The organism is Streptomyces sp. NPDC055955, from assembly GCF_042270245.1.
Taxonomy (GTDB): domain Bacteria; phylum Actinomycetota; class Actinomycetes; order Streptomycetales; family Streptomycetaceae; genus Streptomyces.
In genome coordinates this window covers 1-15811 of the sequence record NZ_JBHJYS010000002.1, presented here as the reverse complement: position 1 = coordinate 15811, position 15811 = coordinate 1, and the positions used below count along the sequence as shown (strand labels likewise).

Below are 15811 nucleotides of genomic sequence, written 5' to 3'. Positions count from 1 at the left end.
GGACCGGTCTCAGCCCCCTGGGGTGGCCTGGCCCGGAGTGACCTTGACGGGCTCCGTGCCGGCGCCGCTGTGCCGGTCCGCCCAGTTCCGCAGCGCCGTCCCGAAGGCGTGGTCGAGGTGGTGAAGACCGGACAGGTCGAGCACGACGGGCCGGTCCTGCGGCAGCGCCTCCAGGCTGTCGAGGATCTTCGGCAGCCGCAGGAACGTCGCGTTGCCCGTCAGGTACACCTGGATCGGCCCGGCCCCCTTGTCTATGACGTCGAGCCGCACATGTGAGGCCTCCCACGCCGTCTTGGCCACCGCGAGAGCGAGGCCGATGAGCACGCCCTCGAACATGCTGACCGCGACGATCGACACCGCCGTGACGACCAGCACCAGCGCTTCGCCCCGGTGGTCACGCCACAGCCCCGCGATCTGCCGTACGGGGATCAGTTTGCCGCCCGCGTGAATCAGGACGGCCGCGAGCGCGGCGATCGGGATCACGCCGAGCGCGGCGGGCAGCAGCGCCGCGAACAGCAGCAGCCACACGCCGTGCAGGATCCGGGACGCCTTGGTGCGCGCGCCCGCCTGGACGTTGGTGGCGCTGCGCACGATCACCGCCGTCATCGGCAGCGCGCCGAGCAGCCCGCACACCGTGTTGCCGGCGCCCTGCGCGATGAGTTCCTTGTCGTACGAGGTGCGCGGCCCGTCGTGCATCCGGTCGACGGCGGCCGCGCTGAACAGGCTCTCGGCGGAGGCGATGAGGGTGAACGCGAGGACGGTGCCGACGACCCCGACGCTCGCGAGCTGCCCGAACGCGTCGGCGCCGGGCGGCTGTACGGACTCGATCAGACCCTGCACCTCGACCCGCGCGACCGGCAGCCCGAACCCGGCGGCCGCGAGCGTCGCGAGTCCCACGGCGGCGAGCGGCGCCGGCACCACCTGGGCCGCCTTGGGCAGCCGCTTCCAGCCGAGCAGCACGACGATCGTGCCCACGCCGACGGCGAGCGCGGTGAGCGCCTTCGGCGAGGTGGCCGTGTCGATCAACAGACCGGGCAGTCCGGCGAGTTTGCCGATACCCGACGCGGGCGCCGGTGTGTCGGCCATCGCGTAGAGCTGCCCGGCGACCAGGACGAGGCCGATCCCGGCGAGCATGCCCTCGACGACCGCCACGGAGATCGCCCGGAACCAGCGGCCCAGGCGCAGGCTGCCCATGAGGAGCTGAAGCAGCCCCGTCGCGAGCACGATGACGCCGAGCACCGGCAGGCCGTACGCCTGCACGGCCTCGTACACGAGCACGGTGAGCCCGGCCGCGGGGCCGCTCACCTGCAGACTGCTGCCGGGCATGGAGCCGGCCACCAGGCCGCCCACGATGCCGGTGACGAGGCCCAGTTCGGCCGGGGCGCCGGACGCCACGGCCACGCCCACACACAGCGGCAGGGCGACCAGGAACACGACGAGAGACGCGGCGAAGTCCTGCCGCGGTACCAAACGCTTCACGAGCGCATACCTCCAGCGCGCCCCGTGCGGGGCGCGTAGTCCTACACGTGCGGAGTGTCACGGGAGGGGGCAGGAGGGCGCGCCGAAGACGCGGGGGAACTGCTCCTGCCCTCGGGCGCTCTCAGCAGCGGAAGACCTGGAGCATGACGGGGAGGGAGTCGGCCGCCCGTCTCGGCTGGCGGTGCGGGGACCTCTCGCCGGCGCCCGCCGTCGGCGCGACGCCCGGGTCCCCGGCCTGGACCTGCCACGGGCACGCGGCCCCGCGCACGGTGCCGTCGGGCACGTACTCCTCCGCGCGGTACCGGTCGCGGGGCAGATAGTGGTGGGCGACACTCCGGGGCAGCTCGGTGTCGTCACAGGTGGCGACCGGGCCGCCGGTGTGCATCAACGGCTCGTGCGCGGACGCGGACGTGGCGCCCCTGACCAGGAGTTGGAGCACGAGCATGCCGACGGTGAGGGCCATCAGGCAGGCCCTCGCTGTCGTCGTGCCCCGGGCCATCCGGTCGGCCTCCTGGTCGCGTCGCCGTGTCATTCTCCTGGGCAGTCAGCAGATTAGCCTGGCGAACTGCCCATGTGGTTACCGTAAGGTTGCGCGGCGGTAAGGGCGTGCAGGACGGCGCGTGGTGGCCGGTTTCCGGCGGTCGGTGTCAGCCGAGAGCGTCGTACACCGCGCTGATCAGAGCCATCTTGCGCGGGTCGTCCGCGATATGAGGGCCCATCCGGTTCATCACATAGCCCATCGCGACACCCGACTCGGGGTCGGCCGATCCGAACGAGCCGCCGAAGCCGTCGTGTCCGACCGCGCGCGGGTTGGGCCCGTACGAGCCGTTCGGTCCGCTCAGCCAGAGCCCGAGGCCCAGCTCCGTCTCGTGCGCGAATCCGGCTCCCAGGACGAGGTCGCGGCAGCTGCTCTGACCCTCGCGAATGCGCTCGGCGCCCTCCGGGGACAGGATCTGACGGTCGCCGGAGCGGCCCTTGCCCGCGACGATCGCGTACAGCGCGGCGACGGCGCGCGCCGTGCCGTGACCGTTGGCGGCCGGGATCTCGGCGGCGCGCCATGCCGCGGTGTTCGCCTCCGACGCGCCGGCGAGCGGGTTGGTCAGTGCGGCGAGTGCGGCGGGGGCCAACTGGGCGAAGATCGCGGCCTGTTCGCTGGTGGCCTGCGCGCGCGGGTGCACCAGTTCCGCCGCACGGCCCGCCTCCTTGTCCGGCAGCCCGATCGTGAAGTCGATGCCGAGCGGGCCCGTCACCTCGCGCTCCAGGAATGCGCCCGGCAGCAGACCGCTGACGCGCCGGACGACCTCGCCGACCAGGAACCCGTACGTCAGCGCGTGGTAGCCGGAGACCGAGCCGGGCTCCCACCAGGGCTCCTGCGCCGCGAGCCGGGACGTGGTGAGCTCCCAGTCGAAGAGCTGTTCCAGGGAGTGCGGCTCACGCAGCCCGGCGAGCCCGGCCCGGTGCGACAGCAGATGACGTACGAGGACGCCTTCCTTGCCGGCGGCGGCGAACTCGGGCCAGTACGCGGCGACCGGCGCGTCCGGGTCGAGCAGCCCGCGGTCGATGAGGATGTGGGCGCACAGCGCCGTCGGCCCCTTCGTCGTCGACCACACATTGACGACCGTGTCGCGTTCCCACGCGCGCGTGCGGGCCGCGTCGGCCCAGCCGCCCCACAGGTCGACCACAGGCGCGCCGTCGATCAGGACGGTGACGGCCGCGCCCAGCTCCCCGCGCTCGGTGAAGTTCTTCTCGAAGGCGGCGCGGACGGCGTCGAAGCGTGCGTCGCAGTGTCCTTGGACGCCGGGGGTGTGCTGGGTCATGGGGTCTCCGTGGGCCGAAGCGGTGCGGCGGGCGAGTCGGGACGAGTCCGCAGGAGGTGAACATACCGACTGGTCGGACCAGTGGGAAGAGGAGGCGCCGAGGGTTCCTCCACGCCGGGTCCGCCAGGCGAACGGGGTGAAATTGCAAGGCTGCCTGTCGGCCTTCTACGGTGAGTCCATGCAGCGAGAACCCGCGGACGAGCCGCTCGCCGAACAGGTGGCCGCCGATCTCTCCACCGTCGTCGGACGCCTGCTCAGGCGACTGCGCACCGCGTCGCCCGACAGTCTCCTCACCCCGACACAGCGGACGGTACTGGCCCGCCTCGACGGAGAGGGCCCCGCCACCACGGCCGCGCTCGCGCGCGCCGAGTACGTGCGGCCCCAGTCGATGCGGCTCACCCTCGCCGCCCTGGAGGAAAGGGACTTCGTCGCGCGCACGCCCGACCCGGACGACGGCCGTCAGTCCGTCGTCGCCATCACGGACAGCGGCCGGAGCACCCTCGCCTCGGTCCGGGCGGCCAAGCACGGCTGGCTCGTCCAGGCCCTGGCCGGCGAGCTCGACGAGGCCGAACTGCGCACGCTCGCCGAAGCCACCGCGCTCATGGAGCGGCTGGTGGAGAAGTGAGAGGTACGGGTGACGGGCCTTCCGCCACCCGAAGTTGATCTACCTATGGCATTCTCCTCCCGAGCGTCGGCGGGCACCGGCCCGCCGACAAGGGGAGGGGACATCATGAAGACCCGAAGCACCGTGATCAGAGCACTCGCCACCGGCGCCTGCGCGATCGGCCTGGTCGCCGGCCTGCAGGGCCAGGCCTGGGCCGGAACGGTCACCATCTACGCGCCCAGCGGCGCCGGCAGCGCCACGTGGAACGCCGACCCGGACGGCTCGACCCCCGGTGACGCGATCCGCGCGTGCGACACCAAGTCGGACGGCTGGGGCATCGAGGCCGCGCTCGACTACAACTACGACGGCGTCATCGACCGGCGCGTCGACACCCGCGGCCACACGGCCGGTTACTGCAGCCCGTGGAAGGGCGGCGACCTCACCGAGGGCAGGACCGTCCGCATGTACGTCACCCCGGTCAGCGGATCCAGCTACGGCCCCTCGACGTACATCGACGTCACGGCCTGACACCCACACGCGCCGTGAGCCTCCCCCGGCGTCAGCAGGGGGAGGCCGCGTCGATGCGTCGGTTCAGAACCCGATCGCCTCGCGGAGCAGCAGGACGATTCCGCGGCCCATGAGGGGCTGCGCGTTGAGGACCAGGAGCTGGTTGACGGAGCTGGGCTGTCCGTACGCCTCCAGGGCGCGGGCGGTTTCGAGCGGGAGGGCGTGTTCCTCGAGGCGGCGCAGCGCGGTGTCCAGGTCGGGCACCACCTTCTGCGCCCCGACGACCAAGATCGTGCGCCCGGCGCCGCCGGCGTACGCGGGCAGCTGGCTCCCGCTGGCGGAGGCCACCACGAGGGAGCCGGTCTCGGTGAGCGCGGCGACGCTGCCCACGACGACGTCGGGGACGGCGATGAGGCGCCGGATGTCGTCCGCCTCGGTGGCCCGGTCCATGGTCACCGCGCGGGGCTTGACGGCCGCCGGGAACCGGCCGCCGCTGTTGATGTCGTCGTCGATGCCGGACAGCCTCAGCGTCTCGCTGGCGGTGGTGAACACACTGGCGTCCGGCGGGATCAGCTCCTGGACCCGGGTCCGCGCCGCGGCGGCGTCATCGAGGATCTCGACGGTGAAGCCGTGCGCCGCCAGCGCGGCGGCCGCCCGCTCCAAGCGGTCCGCGGACGCCGGGTCGGTGAACTGTGTGGTGGGGGTCGAGACGGTCATCGTGCCTCCTGGGTCGTGTGCGGGTCCCGGGCCGGAGCCGAGCCCGTCAGCGGGGTGGTGTCGACGTACCGGATCTCGTAGACCCGCTCGGCGAACTTCCAGCCCTCGTCGGTGCGGCGGTAACGGTCTTGGTAGATCGCGTAGTTGAGGCCCTGGAAACCGTTGCGCAAGCGCGCGATCTCCTGCATGTAGGCGCGGCCCGTGGCGGTGTCGCCGTCGATCCGGATCACGCCCGGATGCGTGTTCTGCACGAAGAAGTCCCACTGGGCCTGGAGCCGCTCGCCCCCGGTGCGGATCTCCTCCCGGCCGGTCATCTCGATGGGGACGTCGGGCATCCGCAGCACCCCGTCCTTCGTGAACAGGGACGCGAGTCGGGCGCGGTCGCGCATCATCGCCGCGTCGGTGAACTCGCCGCGCAGCGCTTCGATCTCCACGCGGTCGGCAATCGCCTGAAAGTCGGTCATCGGCTTCCTCCGTTCCGTATGCCTGGTACGACAACGCAGCCCTCCGGAATGTGAGGCGTCGGGAACGACGTCACATTCCGGAGGGCCGGCCCGTCGAAGAGACGGAGGGCATACGAGGCCGAAGCAGGGGAGTGAGCGACACCATGGGCAACCGATCCGAGACGGCACACGGTCATCGGCCCGATCCGGGCCTGGACGCGATCATGAGCGAGCGGCGCCGGCTGATCAATCTCGCGTACCGGTTCCTCGGCTCGTTGGCCGACGCCGAGGACGTCGTGCAGGAGACGTACGTCCGGTGGTACGGCATGGACCGGCCGCAACGGGATGCCGTCGAATCTCCCGGCGCCTGGCTGACGACGGTCGCGAGCCGCCTCTGCCTCAACCTGCTCGGCTCCGCCCGTGCGCGCAGGGAGCGCTACGTCGGTGAGTGGATCCCCGAGCCTCTTCCCGAGCGCAGGGAGTGGACCGACGGTGTCGCGGCGGACCCGGCGGACCGGATCACCCTCGACGAGTCGGTCGACATGGCCTTCCTCGTCGTACTGGAATCCATGACGCCGGCCGAACGCGTCGCCTTCATCCTTCACGACGTCTTCCGCTACGCGTTCGCCGAGGTGGCCGAGATCGTCGGCCGTACACCGGCGGCCTGCCGCCGGCTGGCCTCCTCGGCCCGCCGCCGCATCCGCGACGCGCAGGCCCCCGCCGGGCCGACGACCGCGCAGGCCGGCCTCGTCCGGGAGTTCAAACAGGCCTGGGCGGCGAAGGACGTGGGTGCGCTCGTGGGCCTCCTCGACCCCGACGCCACCGTGATCGCCGACGGCGGGGGCCTGGTCGGCGCCCTGCGGCGGCCGATCACGGGGCGCGAACGCGTCGCCCAGGCCTGTCTCGACGTCGCCCGCCTCGCGCCCGACCTGACGCTCCTGGAACGCACGGTCAACGGCCGGCCCGGCCTGGTCGCCCAGCAGGACGGCGTCACGGTCACCGTGTTCGCGTTCCGCGTCTCCGGCGACCGGATCACTCACGTCTGGGCCGTACGCAACCCGGAGAAGCTGCGTCCCTGGACAGAGGAGTGACGGCGGCGGGGCCCGGGTATTAGCGGGACGCCGCGGGGACCGCGTCGGAGGACCCCGACGACGTGGTCCCCGGCGTGGCTTCCGCGAGGTGGTCGACGGTGCCGTCCGGGTCGGTGAGTCGGTTCAGCCGGCCAGGAACGTCGAAGCCGACCAGCAGGACCACGATCACCGTCCCCGCGAAGGTCAGCACGGCCAGGGATCGTCCCAGGTCCATGCCCGCGGCGAGATGCGCGCCGAGCACGGGCGCGACGGCTCCGCCGAGCGCACCCACGTTGTACGTGAACCCCAGCGCGGCGGCGCGGTTCTCGGTCGGGAAGTGCCCGCCGATGTACCGGGGCAGCAGCCCCGAGATGCCGAAGCTGGTCGCCTGGAGCACGAAGAGCAGGGCGCCGAGCAGGAGAAGGTTGTCGCGCACCGCGAACACCGGGAAGACGAAGACCAGCGAGGCGAGCAGCGTCAGCGCGTACGCCTTCTTCGTGCCCATCCAGTCACCGGCGAAGCCCGCGAGCCAGCAGCCCGCCATCGTGCCGAAGCCCGCGAAGTACAGGGCGTCGGTGACCTGTTCCGGCGAGTAGCCCAGCTCGGTCTTGAGGTACGTCGGCAGCAGCGCCTGGATCGGCCAGGAGTACAGGAACGCGAAGAAGATCGTCACGATCATCGACACGTAGAGCAGCCAGCTCCTGCGCCCGCCCAGCTGCACGGCGAACGCGATGAGGGCGGCCGTGGCCACGACGGACAGCACGGGCACCAGCCCGTCGCCGATGGGTGTGAAGACGGCGAACAGCGACACGGTCGCGGCCACGGCGAGGACGATGTTGACCGTCGCTCTGGCGGGAGTCGCGAACAGGGGGCGGAACGGGTTCGGCCGCTCCTTCTGCGCCTGCTTGCCGACCGACTCGGTCCAGTCCGCCGCCTCCGGAAGCGCCCGCCGCATCCACAGGGCGACGGCGATCGGGACGAGGCCCACATAGAACATCCAGCGCCAGCCCAGCGTGGGCACGACCCAGTTGTAGACCTGCGCGGCGAGCACCGAGCCCATCGAGAAGCCCGAGATCAGGAACCCGCTGGCCCGGTTGCGCACGCGCGTGGGCCAGCTCTCCATGACGTACGTGGCGCTGGCGCTGTACTCGCCGGCCATGCCCATCCCGATCGCGAGGCGCGCCACGAACAGGCTCGTGTAGTCCCACGCGAAGCCGCACGCGAACGTGCCCAGGGAGTACAGCAGAATGCTGAGGACCATCGAGAGCTTGCGGCCGTACCGGTCGCCGAGCGCCCCCAGGACCGCGCCGCCGAGCCAGCGCGTGATGAACGCGCCGGAGACGAGACTCGCGGCCTGCACCGTGCTCAGGCCGAAGTCCGAGCTGATCTCGGTCAGCACGAGGGTGATCAGGACGAAGTCGAACCCGTCGAGGACGTAGCCGATCCAGGCGGCGAAGAACGCCTTCCACTGGGTGCGGCTCACCTCTCTGTACCAGGGGAGCGATGGCTTGGCTGTGGTGTGCACGATTACTCCAGGATGCCGGAAGGACTCGCCGTCGAGTCCCGTCTGCGGTGTGGGGGTGCGGTACGGCCTTGAGTGGGGGTGGGGGCGGAACCTACGTACGGGGGAGCGCGGTCACGAAACGCGAGGTCAGCGCGGTGGGCGCGGTGATCGCGGTGCCTACGACGACGCTGTGCGCACCCCGCGCGAGCGCCAGCGCGGCCTCTTCGGGGGTGCTGATACGGCCTTCCGCGACGACCGGGACGGCCAGCGCGGCGGAGAGCGCGGCCACCAGATCGAGGTCGGGACCGTCCTGGCGCGGGGAGCCGGGAACGTAGCCGGACAGCGTCGTCGACACGAAGTCCGCGCCGTCGGCGGCCGCGGCGACGCCCTCGTCGAGGGTCGCCACATCGGCCATCACCAGGGCCCCGGCGGCGTGCACCGCCGCCACGACGTCGGCGAACGTGCCTCCGTCGGGTCGGGGCCGCGCGGTCGCGTCGGCGGCGACGACGTGGGCGCCCGCCTCGGCGACGGCCAGCGCGTGCCGGACGGTCGGTGTGATGTAGACGCCGGTGTCCCCGTCCTTCCACAGCCCGATGAGCGGCAGGTCGACGGCGGCGGAGATCGCGGCGACGACCTCGGGTTCGTTGGCCCGGATCCCGGCCGCCCCGCCGGCCGCCGCGGCCCGGGCCAGCCGTACGAGGGTGCCGGTGTCGCGCAGGGGATCTCCGGGCGGTGCCTGACAGGAGACGATCAGTCTGCCGCTGAGCAGGTCGGCGACGGGGGACGCGGGCGTGGGGTCGTTCATCGAGGGCTCCAGGGGGACGTTCAGGACGGGGGCGGCGCGTGCAGCGGGACTTGGGTGGGCAGGCGCGCGGCGCCGATGACGGCGGCGTCCGCCCCGAAGAGGGGCCTCGAGGGCCGTAGCAGGGCCAGTGGCGGCATGAGTTCGGCGGTGAACGCCTCGGTCAGCGCGTCCCAGTAGAGCGGCCCGATGTGCGGCACTCCGCCGCCGACGACGACCCGGTCGGGTCCGAGCGTGTTGGCGAGACCGCCCAGGACCCGGCCCGCGGCGACCGCGCCGGTCACGATGGCGCGCACGGCCGGCTCCTCACCCGACGCGGCCCTCTCGGCCACGGTCTCCAGGCGGTCCACGGACCGGCCGGTGAGCCGCTCGTACAGCGCGGCGATCCCCGGCCCCGAGGCGACGGCCTCCAGATGCCCCGTGCCGCCGCAGGTGCAGGGCAGCCCCGTCGCTTCGGGGCTCGGGACATGACCGAGATGGCCGGCGATGCCCGCGGTTCCGTGCACCATGCGCCCGCCCACGGCGACCGCGCCGCCGACACCCGTGCCGATCGCCGCGTAGACGAGGGACGCGCCCGCGCCGACGGCGGCCAGTTCGGGGGCCGCCGTCGCGCGTACGTCGTTGTCGCACGCGACCGGGAGGCCCGTACGGGCCGCGAGACCGGCGGCCAGCGCCGTGCCCGCCCAGCCGCGGATCGAGTCCGTGGCGCTGGTGACGGTGCCCGTCACCGGGTCGATCACCCCGGCCGCGGCGACCCCGAGGACGCCGGGACCGGTGCCGCCGTCGACCGAACGGGCCGCGTCGGCGAGCGCGTCGAGCACGGCGTCGGGCCCGTCGGCGGCGGGCGTGGCCCGCGTGTGCCGGGCGAGGACCGTGCCGTCCGGGGCGACGAGCGCGGCGGCGATCTTCGTGCCTCCGAGGTCCAGGCCGATCGACGGACCCGTGACCGTCATCGGACCGGCGCGAGCCCGGCGGCCCGCAGGTGCCGCGCGACCTCGGCGACGGACTCCTCGCCGAGCTGGATCTGCGGGAACGCCGTGTCGCCGCACTCGACGACCCCGAGCAGCCGCAGCGCCGCCTTGAACGCGCCGAGCGCGGACGAGCTGCGCCCCATGTCGGCCTCGGGGCCCACGTCGACCATGCCGAACAGCGCGACAAGGCGCTCCTGCTCCTTGGCGGCGAGCGCCCAGTCACCGGCCAGCGCGGCGTCGTAGAGACGCACGTATCCGGCCGGGTCGACGTTGCCGATGCCGGGTACGACGCCGTCCGCGCCTGCCAGCAGGGCGCAGTCCACGGTGAGCTCGGATCCGGTCAGGACGGAGAAGCGCGGGGCGGGCCCGTCCGTGCGGCCGTCGCGGCCGCCGAGCTCGACGATCAGGCGGCGCAGGCCGCCCTCGTCGCCGCTGCTGTCCTTGAGACCGGCGAGCGTGCCGTCCTCGGCGAGCTCCCGCACCAGCGACGCTGGGAGCTTGCTGTGGACGGCGACCGGGATGTCGTACGCGAACAGCGGCAGGTCCACGCTCGCGCGCAGGGCGCGGAAGTGGCCCGCGATCTCCTTGGGGTGGGTGCGTGTGTAGAAGGGCGCGGTGGCGACGAAGGCGTCGGCGCCGAGCTCGGCGGCCACACGCGCGTGGGCGATGACGCGCGCGGTCGTCGTGTCGATGACACCGGTGAGCACGGGGACCCGGCCCGCCGCCGCCTCCACGACGGTCCGCAGGGTGACGGCACGCTGCTCGTCGGTCAGATACGCGACCTCGCTGGTCGAGCCGAGGGCGAACAGTCCGTGCACGCCGCCCGCGATGAGGTGCTCGACGAGACGGGCCAGTGAGGCGGTGTCCACCTCGCCCGTCTCGTCGAGGGGGGTGCATACGGGCGGGACGACCCCGCGCAGGGGTGCGGTCAGGGGCATGGCGGCGCTCCGGATTCTCTTCGGTTCAGAGGGGGTAGGGCGTCAGACATAAGACGTCCTACGTCCTGGCGTCACCTTAAGTCGCACCCTGCGGGGGCGGTCAAGGGGTGAAGGTCACATTCCCGCGACGGTCATCGTCGGGGCCCGCATCCGCCGCCCAGCCACTTCAGGTCGAACGAGGCGTACGTCATGTACTGATAGTCGCCGCGCTCGTACAGCAGGCCCACGCGTCCGTCCGGCAGCCGGGTCAGGGTCGAGTAGGCGGCCGCCCCGGGGTCGACGGCCTTCTTCACGGGCCACGTCCTGCCGTTGTCGCAGGACATCTTGACGGTGAGGTTGCGGCGGGCCCCGGTGTCCTCGGTGTTGCTGAACAGGAGCCACTTCGAGCGGGGGTCGCTCGGCGGCGCGTCGGGGGCGTAGCGGATGATCGACGCGTTGTTCGCCGGGTCCGGCAGCTGCGGGTCGGGCGTGAACGGCGTGTACGTGACGCCGCCGTCCGTGGAGTACGCGACGGTCCGGTACGGCACTGAACGGTTGTTGAGCATGACCGTCCCGTCGGACAGCTCGACCGTCTTGTTCTCGTCGCCGCCCGGCCCGACCGGCTCGCCCATCTTCCAGGTCGCGCCGTGGTCGTCGCTGTACGCGCTCGCCGCGTAGTTCGCGCCGTCGATCCGGATCGCGTACTGCTGGAGGAGGCGCCCCCGGTGCGGGCCGTGCCGCAGCTGGATCCCCTCGCCGGACGCGGCGAACAGGCCGCCCCACGCGGGGTTCTTGACCATCGACGTGATGCGGCGGTGATGCCAGGTCACCCCGTCGTCGTCCGAGTAGCTGTAGTCGGCGTGCAGGATGTCGGGATCGTCGTCGCTGTTGCCGGTGTGCGACCCGGCGAAACCCTGGTTCACCGAGGCGGCGTGGAAGAGGAAGATCCGGCCCGTGGTGCGGTCGGTGAGCAGGCTCGGGTCGCCGAACCCCTTCGGGGCCGCCTCGCTGCGCACGACCTGCTGCGCCTGCCAGGTGGCGCCGCCGTCCGTGCTGCGCCGCACCACGAGGGCGATGTGGCTGGGCAGATCGGCCATGCCGGGCCGGCCGTCGTAGGCCGCTATGAGCGTGCCCTTCGTGGACGTGGTCAGGGCCGGTATCCGGTACTGCGGGAATCCGTCTCCCCGGGTGGCGAGGTCCTGGGAGGTCAACTCGCCCCGGTGGTCGGGATGTCGGTCACCGTGGGCGAGGGCGGGCGTCCCCGATCCCAGGGTGAGAAGTCCGGCGGACACCAGCGCGACGAGCATTCTTCGATGCATGGACGGCTCTCATCTCTGCGGAGGTTCCTGCGGTGGCATCCGACGTCAGATGTCTGCACGGATAGAGGACAGCAGACGTCAGATGTCCTGTTCGCTGAGGGACCCTAGGGGCGCCGCAGAGGGCCGTCAAGAGCGCGTGCGGGCCTCGGAGATGCGCCGCCGGACCGGCGCGTAGTGCTCGCCGATGGCCTGGACGAACGCCGCCGCGTCGCCCGCGCGCGCCGCCGTCACGATGTTGTGGTGCGCGGCGACGGTCTCCGCCTGCTCGGTGTGCGTGAAACCGTCGATCTGCGGGGCCACGATGGCGTACACATCCCAGAACGCCATCGAGAGCTGGCCCATCAGGTCATTGCCGAGCGGCGCGACGAGCAGGGCGTGGAACGCGCGGTCGGCCTCGATGAGCCCCTGGCCGTCACCGCCGACGCCGGCGTCGCTCATCCGGGTCACCAGGCGTTCCAGCGCGTCGAGTTGCTCGCCGCTGAGCGACGCGACGATCCGCTCGGCCATGCCGCGCTCGAACAGCTCGCGCACGTCGACGAGATCGGCGAGCACCTGCACGTCGTCGTCAGGGCTCAGCAGCCCGCGGAACGTCAGGCTCTCGACGAGGGCGGACAGGCTCAGATGTCCCACGTACGTGCCGTGGCCGTGCCTGACCTCGACGATGTCGAGAGCGTGCAGGATCTTGACCGCCTCGCGGACGCTGGACCGGCTCGCGCCGAGCGCCTCGCACAGCTCCGTCTCCGTGGGCAGCGGATCGCCGGGGTGCAGCCGGTTCTCGAGGATGTACCGCTTGATGCCGTCGGCGACTTCCTGCCGGAGCAGTGGCCGGACCGGCCTGGTACCGGGCATGAGCGGTCTCCCCACCTCTGGACGCACCTGGACCCGCCACCCGGGCCGTTTCTACGCTACCAAGGCGTCGGACATCAGATGTCCCGGGTCGCGCGGACGAGGAACAGGCTCCCTCAAGGTGTCAGGCCGCCCTCTTCCCCGAGGAACAGTCCGCCCGCGGGTTCCTGCCGGCCGCCGCTCTGGTGCCAGTAGTCCCGCGTCTCGACGGCGAGTCCGTCGCCGCGGAACCGTACGAACACGCAGCCCGCCAGCGTCGAGACCTCGCCACCCTCCTCGGCCACCACCCGGAACTCGGCCACGGCCAGCCCGTCCGGGCCGACCACCGGCGGCCCGAACCGCACGTCGAGCGGGCGCTCGTCCTCGAACGACCAGCGCAGATAGTCGGCGAGCGCCGCCCGCCCCCGGTGCGGCTCCCGGAACGGCATCGAGCGGTGCACGCAGTCCTCCGCGTAGAGGGCGACGAGGGCCGGTACGTCGTGCCGCGCCCACCCCCGCTGCCAGGCGTCGACGAACCGCCGTGCCGCGTCAGTTGTGTCCATGCACGTGCGAACGCCCGTGCGTGGCGCCGTCATTCCTCGGAGCTCACCGGCTTCTCGTGCTCGCCCTCCTCGACCGCGGGCGGTGGGGGAGCGGCCTGCTGGGCCCGTTCGAGGAAGCGCAGGAGCTCCACCGGGAAGGGCAGTACGAGGGTGGAGTTCTTCTCGGCGGCGACGGCCACCACGGTCTGCAGGAGCCGGAGTTGGAGCGCCGCGGGCTGTTCGGACATCTGGGCCGCGGCCTCGGCGAGCTTCTTGGAGGCCTGGAGTTCGGCGTCGGCGTTGATGACGCGGGCGCGCCGCTCACGGTCGGCCTCGGCCTGTCGGGCCATGGACCGCTTCATGGTCTCGGGCAGCGACACGTCCTTGATCTCGACGCGGTCGATCTGCACGCCCCAGCCGATGGCCGGGCTGTCGATCATCAGTTCCAGGCCCTGGTTGAGCTTTTCGCGGTTGGAGAGGAGGTCGTCGAGGTCGCTCTTGCCGATGATGGACCGCAGCGAGGTCTGAGCCATCTGGGAGACGGCGAACCGATAGTCCTCGACCTGCACGATCGCGCTGGCGGCGTCGACGACCTTGAAGTAGATGACGGCGTCGACCCGCACCGTGACGTTGTCGCGGGTGATGCCGTCCTGTGCGGGCACCGGCATGGTCACGATCTGCATGTTGACCTTGTGCAGCCGGTCGATGCCGGGGACGACGGTGGTGAAGCCCGGCCCGCGGACGGCACCGTGCAGCCTGCCCAGGCGGAAGACCACGCCCCGCTCGTACTGCTTGACGACACGGGCCGCCGCGGCGGCGTAGACGGCGCAGACCGAAGCGGTCGCGGCCACGGCCGTGAGCAGATCCGCCAGCATGGCGACCCCCTGTCTCTCGAGTCGTCCAGGTCGATGTGCGGAGGCCGGCTCGGGGTGGGTGAGCCGGCGCGGTGTGCGTAGGCGGGCTGGTGTGCCTAATCCACGATATGCCCGGAATGTTCGATAAGGCGAGGAGTGGTGGACGGTCACGCGGAGTGACCGTTTCCCTCGTCGCGGCGCACCGGGGACAAGCACTTCGGCGGCCGGTCGGCAACCCGCCGGCGGTCCCAACTCCCGGCCGGGCCACGGCGACGGCTGAGGTAGTGTTACCGCTCCCAGCAGCGCTTCGGCCGAGGAGGTGAGCCCCATTACCGCTGTGTCAGGTCGGGTGCTCCCTTCGCAGACCCCCGCGGTCCACCGGACGTAGGTGGCCGCAGGCGGTCGGGAGCCCCATCGGCATCCCGAAAGGTCACGCTTCATACATGTCGGTTCACCCGTCACCCCCGTCACACCACCACCCCGCCGTCGTCGCCAGACTGCGAGCGGCGGGCTGCGTCTTCGCCGAGGAAGAGGCGGACATCCTCCTGTCGACGGCCCGAACGCCGGACGAACTCGCCGCGATGGTCGAGCGCCGTGTGGAGGGCCTGCCTCTCGAACACGTCGTCGGCTGGGCGGAGTTCTGCGGTCTGCGCATCACGCTCGAACCCGGTGTCTTCGTACCGCGACGCCGCACCGAGTTCCTCGCCCGGCAGGCGGCCGGCCTCGCACCCGCCGGGGCCGTCGTGCTCGACCTGTGCTGCGGCAGCGGGGCCGTGGCCGCAGCGCTCGCCACCCACGCCGACCCCGCCGAACTCCACGCGGCGGATCTGGACCCGGCAGCCGTGCGCTGCGCCCACCGGAACGTGTCGCGGTTCGGCGGCGAGGTCCACGAGGGCGATCTGTACGACCCCCTGCCCTCGGCACTCAGGGGCCGCGTCGACATCCTGGCCGCCAACGGCCCGTACGTCCCCACGAGCGACGTCGCCCTGCTCCCGCCCGAGGCCCGTGACCATGAGCGGCGCATGGCGCTCGACGGAGGCGCCGACGGGCTCGACATCATGCGCCGCGTCGCGGCGGAGGCCCCTCAGTGGCTCGCCCCGGGCGGACATCTCTTCGTGGAGACCAGCGAACAGCAGGCCGCCGAGGCCGTCGCGGCGGTCACCCGCAGCGGTCTGTCGGCCCGCGTGGTGACGGACGACGACCTGTACGCCACCGTGGTCATCGGCACGAAGCGGGGTGCGGCGGTGGAGGGCTAGGGCCTGTCGTCATCTTCCCGTCTGCCCGGCGGCGTCTGGCCCGCACTCCCCCTAGCTCTCGGCTTTGCTCGAGCAGGGGGGACCCCCATGCGGCGTTGCCGAAGAGCCCTGGTAGCTCCGCTACAAGGACTCTCCGGCGCCTTGCGATCGCACGCACCAGACGCCGCCGGGCCCGCCCCTCGGG

Annotated in this window: 16 protein-coding genes and 1 pseudogene; 4 read left to right on the top strand and 13 right to left on the bottom strand. The window is 72.2% G+C overall.

What is annotated here, in order from left to right; translation table 11 throughout:
• Positions 1 to 9 precede the first annotated feature (9 nt).
• The 3 genes from ACFC96_RS03380 to ACFC96_RS03370 form a co-directional block, all read right to left on the bottom strand.
• Positions 10 to 1479 (bottom strand): SulP family inorganic anion transporter, encoded by a 1470-nt coding sequence (locus ACFC96_RS03380; RefSeq protein ID WP_340458856.1) that lies wholly within the window; start codon positions 1477 to 1479, stop codon positions 10 to 12.
• Positions 1480 to 1600: 121 nt separating this feature from the next.
• A complete protein-coding gene (locus ACFC96_RS03375; RefSeq protein WP_376609943.1) occupies positions 1601 to 2011 on the bottom strand; it encodes a hypothetical protein in 411 nt (136 codons plus the stop codon).
• A 115-nt stretch (positions 2012 to 2126) separates the two neighbouring features.
• On the bottom strand, positions 2127 to 3296 hold the full coding sequence (locus ACFC96_RS03370) for a serine hydrolase domain-containing protein (RefSeq protein ID WP_376609941.1): 1170 nt from the start codon (positions 3294 to 3296) through the stop codon (positions 2127 to 2129).
• A gap of 178 nt (positions 3297 to 3474) precedes the next feature.
• On the opposite strand from ACFC96_RS03370, the gene ACFC96_RS03365 reads away from it, so the two are divergent.
• A complete protein-coding gene (locus ACFC96_RS03365; protein ID WP_376254028.1) occupies positions 3475 to 3921 on the top strand; it encodes a MarR family winged helix-turn-helix transcriptional regulator in 447 nt (148 codons plus the stop codon).
• A gap of 105 nt (positions 3922 to 4026) precedes the next feature.
• Positions 4027 to 4428 carry a hypothetical protein gene (locus ACFC96_RS03360; protein ID WP_340457557.1) on the top strand — a complete coding sequence of 134 codons (402 nt, stop codon included), beginning with the start codon at positions 4027 to 4029 and terminating at the stop codon, positions 4426 to 4428.
• Positions 4429 to 4491: 63 nt separating this feature from the next.
• Here ACFC96_RS03360 and ACFC96_RS03355 read toward each other — a convergent pair whose 3' ends face one another.
• Entirely contained in the window at positions 4492 to 5124 is a 633-nt protein-coding gene (locus ACFC96_RS03355) for an LUD domain-containing protein (RefSeq protein ID WP_340457556.1), read from the bottom strand.
• Positions 5121 to 5588 (bottom strand): nuclear transport factor 2 family protein, encoded by a 468-nt coding sequence (locus ACFC96_RS03350; RefSeq protein ID WP_376609939.1) that lies wholly within the window; start codon positions 5586 to 5588, stop codon positions 5121 to 5123. The genes ACFC96_RS03355 and ACFC96_RS03350 overlap by 4 nt, the downstream gene beginning before the upstream one ends.
• A 143-nt stretch (positions 5589 to 5731) precedes the next feature.
• On the opposite strand from ACFC96_RS03350, the gene sigJ reads away from it, so the two are divergent.
• Positions 5732 to 6658: an RNA polymerase sigma factor SigJ gene (gene sigJ / locus ACFC96_RS03345; protein WP_340457554.1), complete on the top strand. Its 927-nt coding sequence runs from the start codon at positions 5732 to 5734 to the stop codon at positions 6656 to 6658.
• Positions 6659 to 6677: 19 nt separating this feature from the next.
• On the opposite strand, the gene ACFC96_RS03340 is transcribed toward sigJ, so the two are convergent.
• The 8 genes and pseudogenes from ACFC96_RS03340 to ACFC96_RS03305 form a co-directional block, all read right to left on the bottom strand.
• A complete protein-coding gene (locus ACFC96_RS03340; RefSeq protein WP_376609937.1) occupies positions 6678 to 8162 on the bottom strand; it encodes a sialate:H+ symport family MFS transporter in 1485 nt (494 codons plus the stop codon).
• A gap of 91 nt (positions 8163 to 8253) precedes the next feature.
• Complete coding sequence (locus ACFC96_RS03335; protein WP_340457552.1) at positions 8254 to 8946, bottom strand: putative N-acetylmannosamine-6-phosphate 2-epimerase; 693 nt, start codon at positions 8944 to 8946, stop codon at positions 8254 to 8256.
• Positions 8947 to 8966: 20 nt separating this feature from the next.
• Positions 8967 to 9896 carry an ROK family protein gene (locus ACFC96_RS03330; RefSeq protein ID WP_376609935.1) on the bottom strand — a complete coding sequence of 310 codons (930 nt, stop codon included), beginning with the start codon at positions 9894 to 9896 and terminating at the stop codon, positions 8967 to 8969.
• On the bottom strand, positions 9893 to 10852 hold the full coding sequence (locus ACFC96_RS03325; RefSeq protein ID WP_376609933.1) for a dihydrodipicolinate synthase family protein: 960 nt from the start codon (positions 10850 to 10852) through the stop codon (positions 9893 to 9895). The genes ACFC96_RS03330 and ACFC96_RS03325 overlap by 4 nt, the downstream gene beginning before the upstream one ends.
• 146 nt (positions 10853 to 10998) lie before the next feature.
• Positions 10999 to 12150 (bottom strand): annotated as a pseudogene (locus tag ACFC96_RS03320) (exo-alpha-sialidase); the annotation flags it as partial.
• A 126-nt stretch (positions 12151 to 12276) separates the two neighbouring features.
• On the bottom strand, positions 12277 to 12999 hold the full coding sequence (locus tag ACFC96_RS03315; protein ID WP_376254016.1) for a FadR/GntR family transcriptional regulator: 723 nt from the start codon (positions 12997 to 12999) through the stop codon (positions 12277 to 12279).
• 113 nt (positions 13000 to 13112) lie between these two features.
• A complete protein-coding gene (locus ACFC96_RS03310; protein ID WP_340457546.1) occupies positions 13113 to 13538 on the bottom strand; it encodes a nuclear transport factor 2 family protein in 426 nt (141 codons plus the stop codon).
• A gap of 29 nt (positions 13539 to 13567) precedes the next feature.
• The gene (locus ACFC96_RS03305) at positions 13568 to 14392 is read right to left on the bottom strand and encodes a slipin family protein (protein WP_376254013.1); all 825 of its coding nucleotides are present in this window, start codon (positions 14390 to 14392) and stop codon (positions 13568 to 13570) included.
• Between the two features lie 422 nt (positions 14393 to 14814).
• Here ACFC96_RS03305 and ACFC96_RS03300 point away from each other — a divergent pair, with 422 nt between their 5' ends.
• On the top strand, positions 14815 to 15627 hold the full coding sequence (locus ACFC96_RS03300; RefSeq protein ID WP_340457543.1) for a putative protein N(5)-glutamine methyltransferase: 813 nt from the start codon (positions 14815 to 14817) through the stop codon (positions 15625 to 15627).
• The last annotated feature ends 184 nt before the right edge of the window (positions 15628 to 15811 follow it).

What these genes read in the sequence shown, in the direction of transcription:
- ACFC96_RS03310 (WP_340457546.1), bottom strand. Translation starts at nt 13,538, where the DNA reads ATGGACACAACTGACGCGGCACGGCGGTTCGTCGACGCCTGGCAGCGG.
- sigJ (WP_340457554.1), top strand. Translation starts at nt 5,732, where the DNA reads ATGGGCAACCGATCCGAGACGGCACACGGTCATCGGCCCGATCCGGGC.
- ACFC96_RS03335 (WP_340457552.1), bottom strand. Translation starts at nt 8,946, where the DNA reads ATGAACGACCCCACGCCCGCGTCCCCCGTCGCCGACCTGCTCAGCGGC.
- ACFC96_RS03305 (WP_376254013.1), bottom strand. Translation starts at nt 14,392, where the DNA reads ATGCTGGCGGATCTGCTCACGGCCGTGGCCGCGACCGCTTCGGTCTGC.
- ACFC96_RS03370 (WP_376609941.1), bottom strand. Translation starts at nt 3,296, where the DNA reads ATGACCCAGCACACCCCCGGCGTCCAAGGACACTGCGACGCACGCTTC.
- ACFC96_RS03360 (WP_340457557.1), top strand. Translation starts at nt 4,027, where the DNA reads ATGAAGACCCGAAGCACCGTGATCAGAGCACTCGCCACCGGCGCCTGC.
- ACFC96_RS03355 (WP_340457556.1), bottom strand. Translation starts at nt 5,124, where the DNA reads ATGACCGTCTCGACCCCCACCACACAGTTCACCGACCCGGCGTCCGCG.
- ACFC96_RS03350 (WP_376609939.1), bottom strand. Translation starts at nt 5,588, where the DNA reads ATGACCGACTTTCAGGCGATTGCCGACCGCGTGGAGATCGAAGCGCTG.
- ACFC96_RS03375 (WP_376609943.1), bottom strand. Translation starts at nt 2,011, where the DNA reads ATGACACGGCGACGCGACCAGGAGGCCGACCGGATGGCCCGGGGCACG.
- ACFC96_RS03325 (WP_376609933.1), bottom strand. Translation starts at nt 10,852, where the DNA reads ATGCCCCTGACCGCACCCCTGCGCGGGGTCGTCCCGCCCGTATGCACC.
- ACFC96_RS03300 (WP_340457543.1), top strand. Translation starts at nt 14,815, where the DNA reads ATGTCGGTTCACCCGTCACCCCCGTCACACCACCACCCCGCCGTCGTC.
- ACFC96_RS03330 (WP_376609935.1), bottom strand. Translation starts at nt 9,896, where the DNA reads ATGACGGTCACGGGTCCGTCGATCGGCCTGGACCTCGGAGGCACGAAG.
- ACFC96_RS03315 (WP_376254016.1), bottom strand. Translation starts at nt 12,999, where the DNA reads ATGCCCGGTACCAGGCCGGTCCGGCCACTGCTCCGGCAGGAAGTCGCC.
- ACFC96_RS03365 (WP_376254028.1), top strand. Translation starts at nt 3,475, where the DNA reads ATGCAGCGAGAACCCGCGGACGAGCCGCTCGCCGAACAGGTGGCCGCC.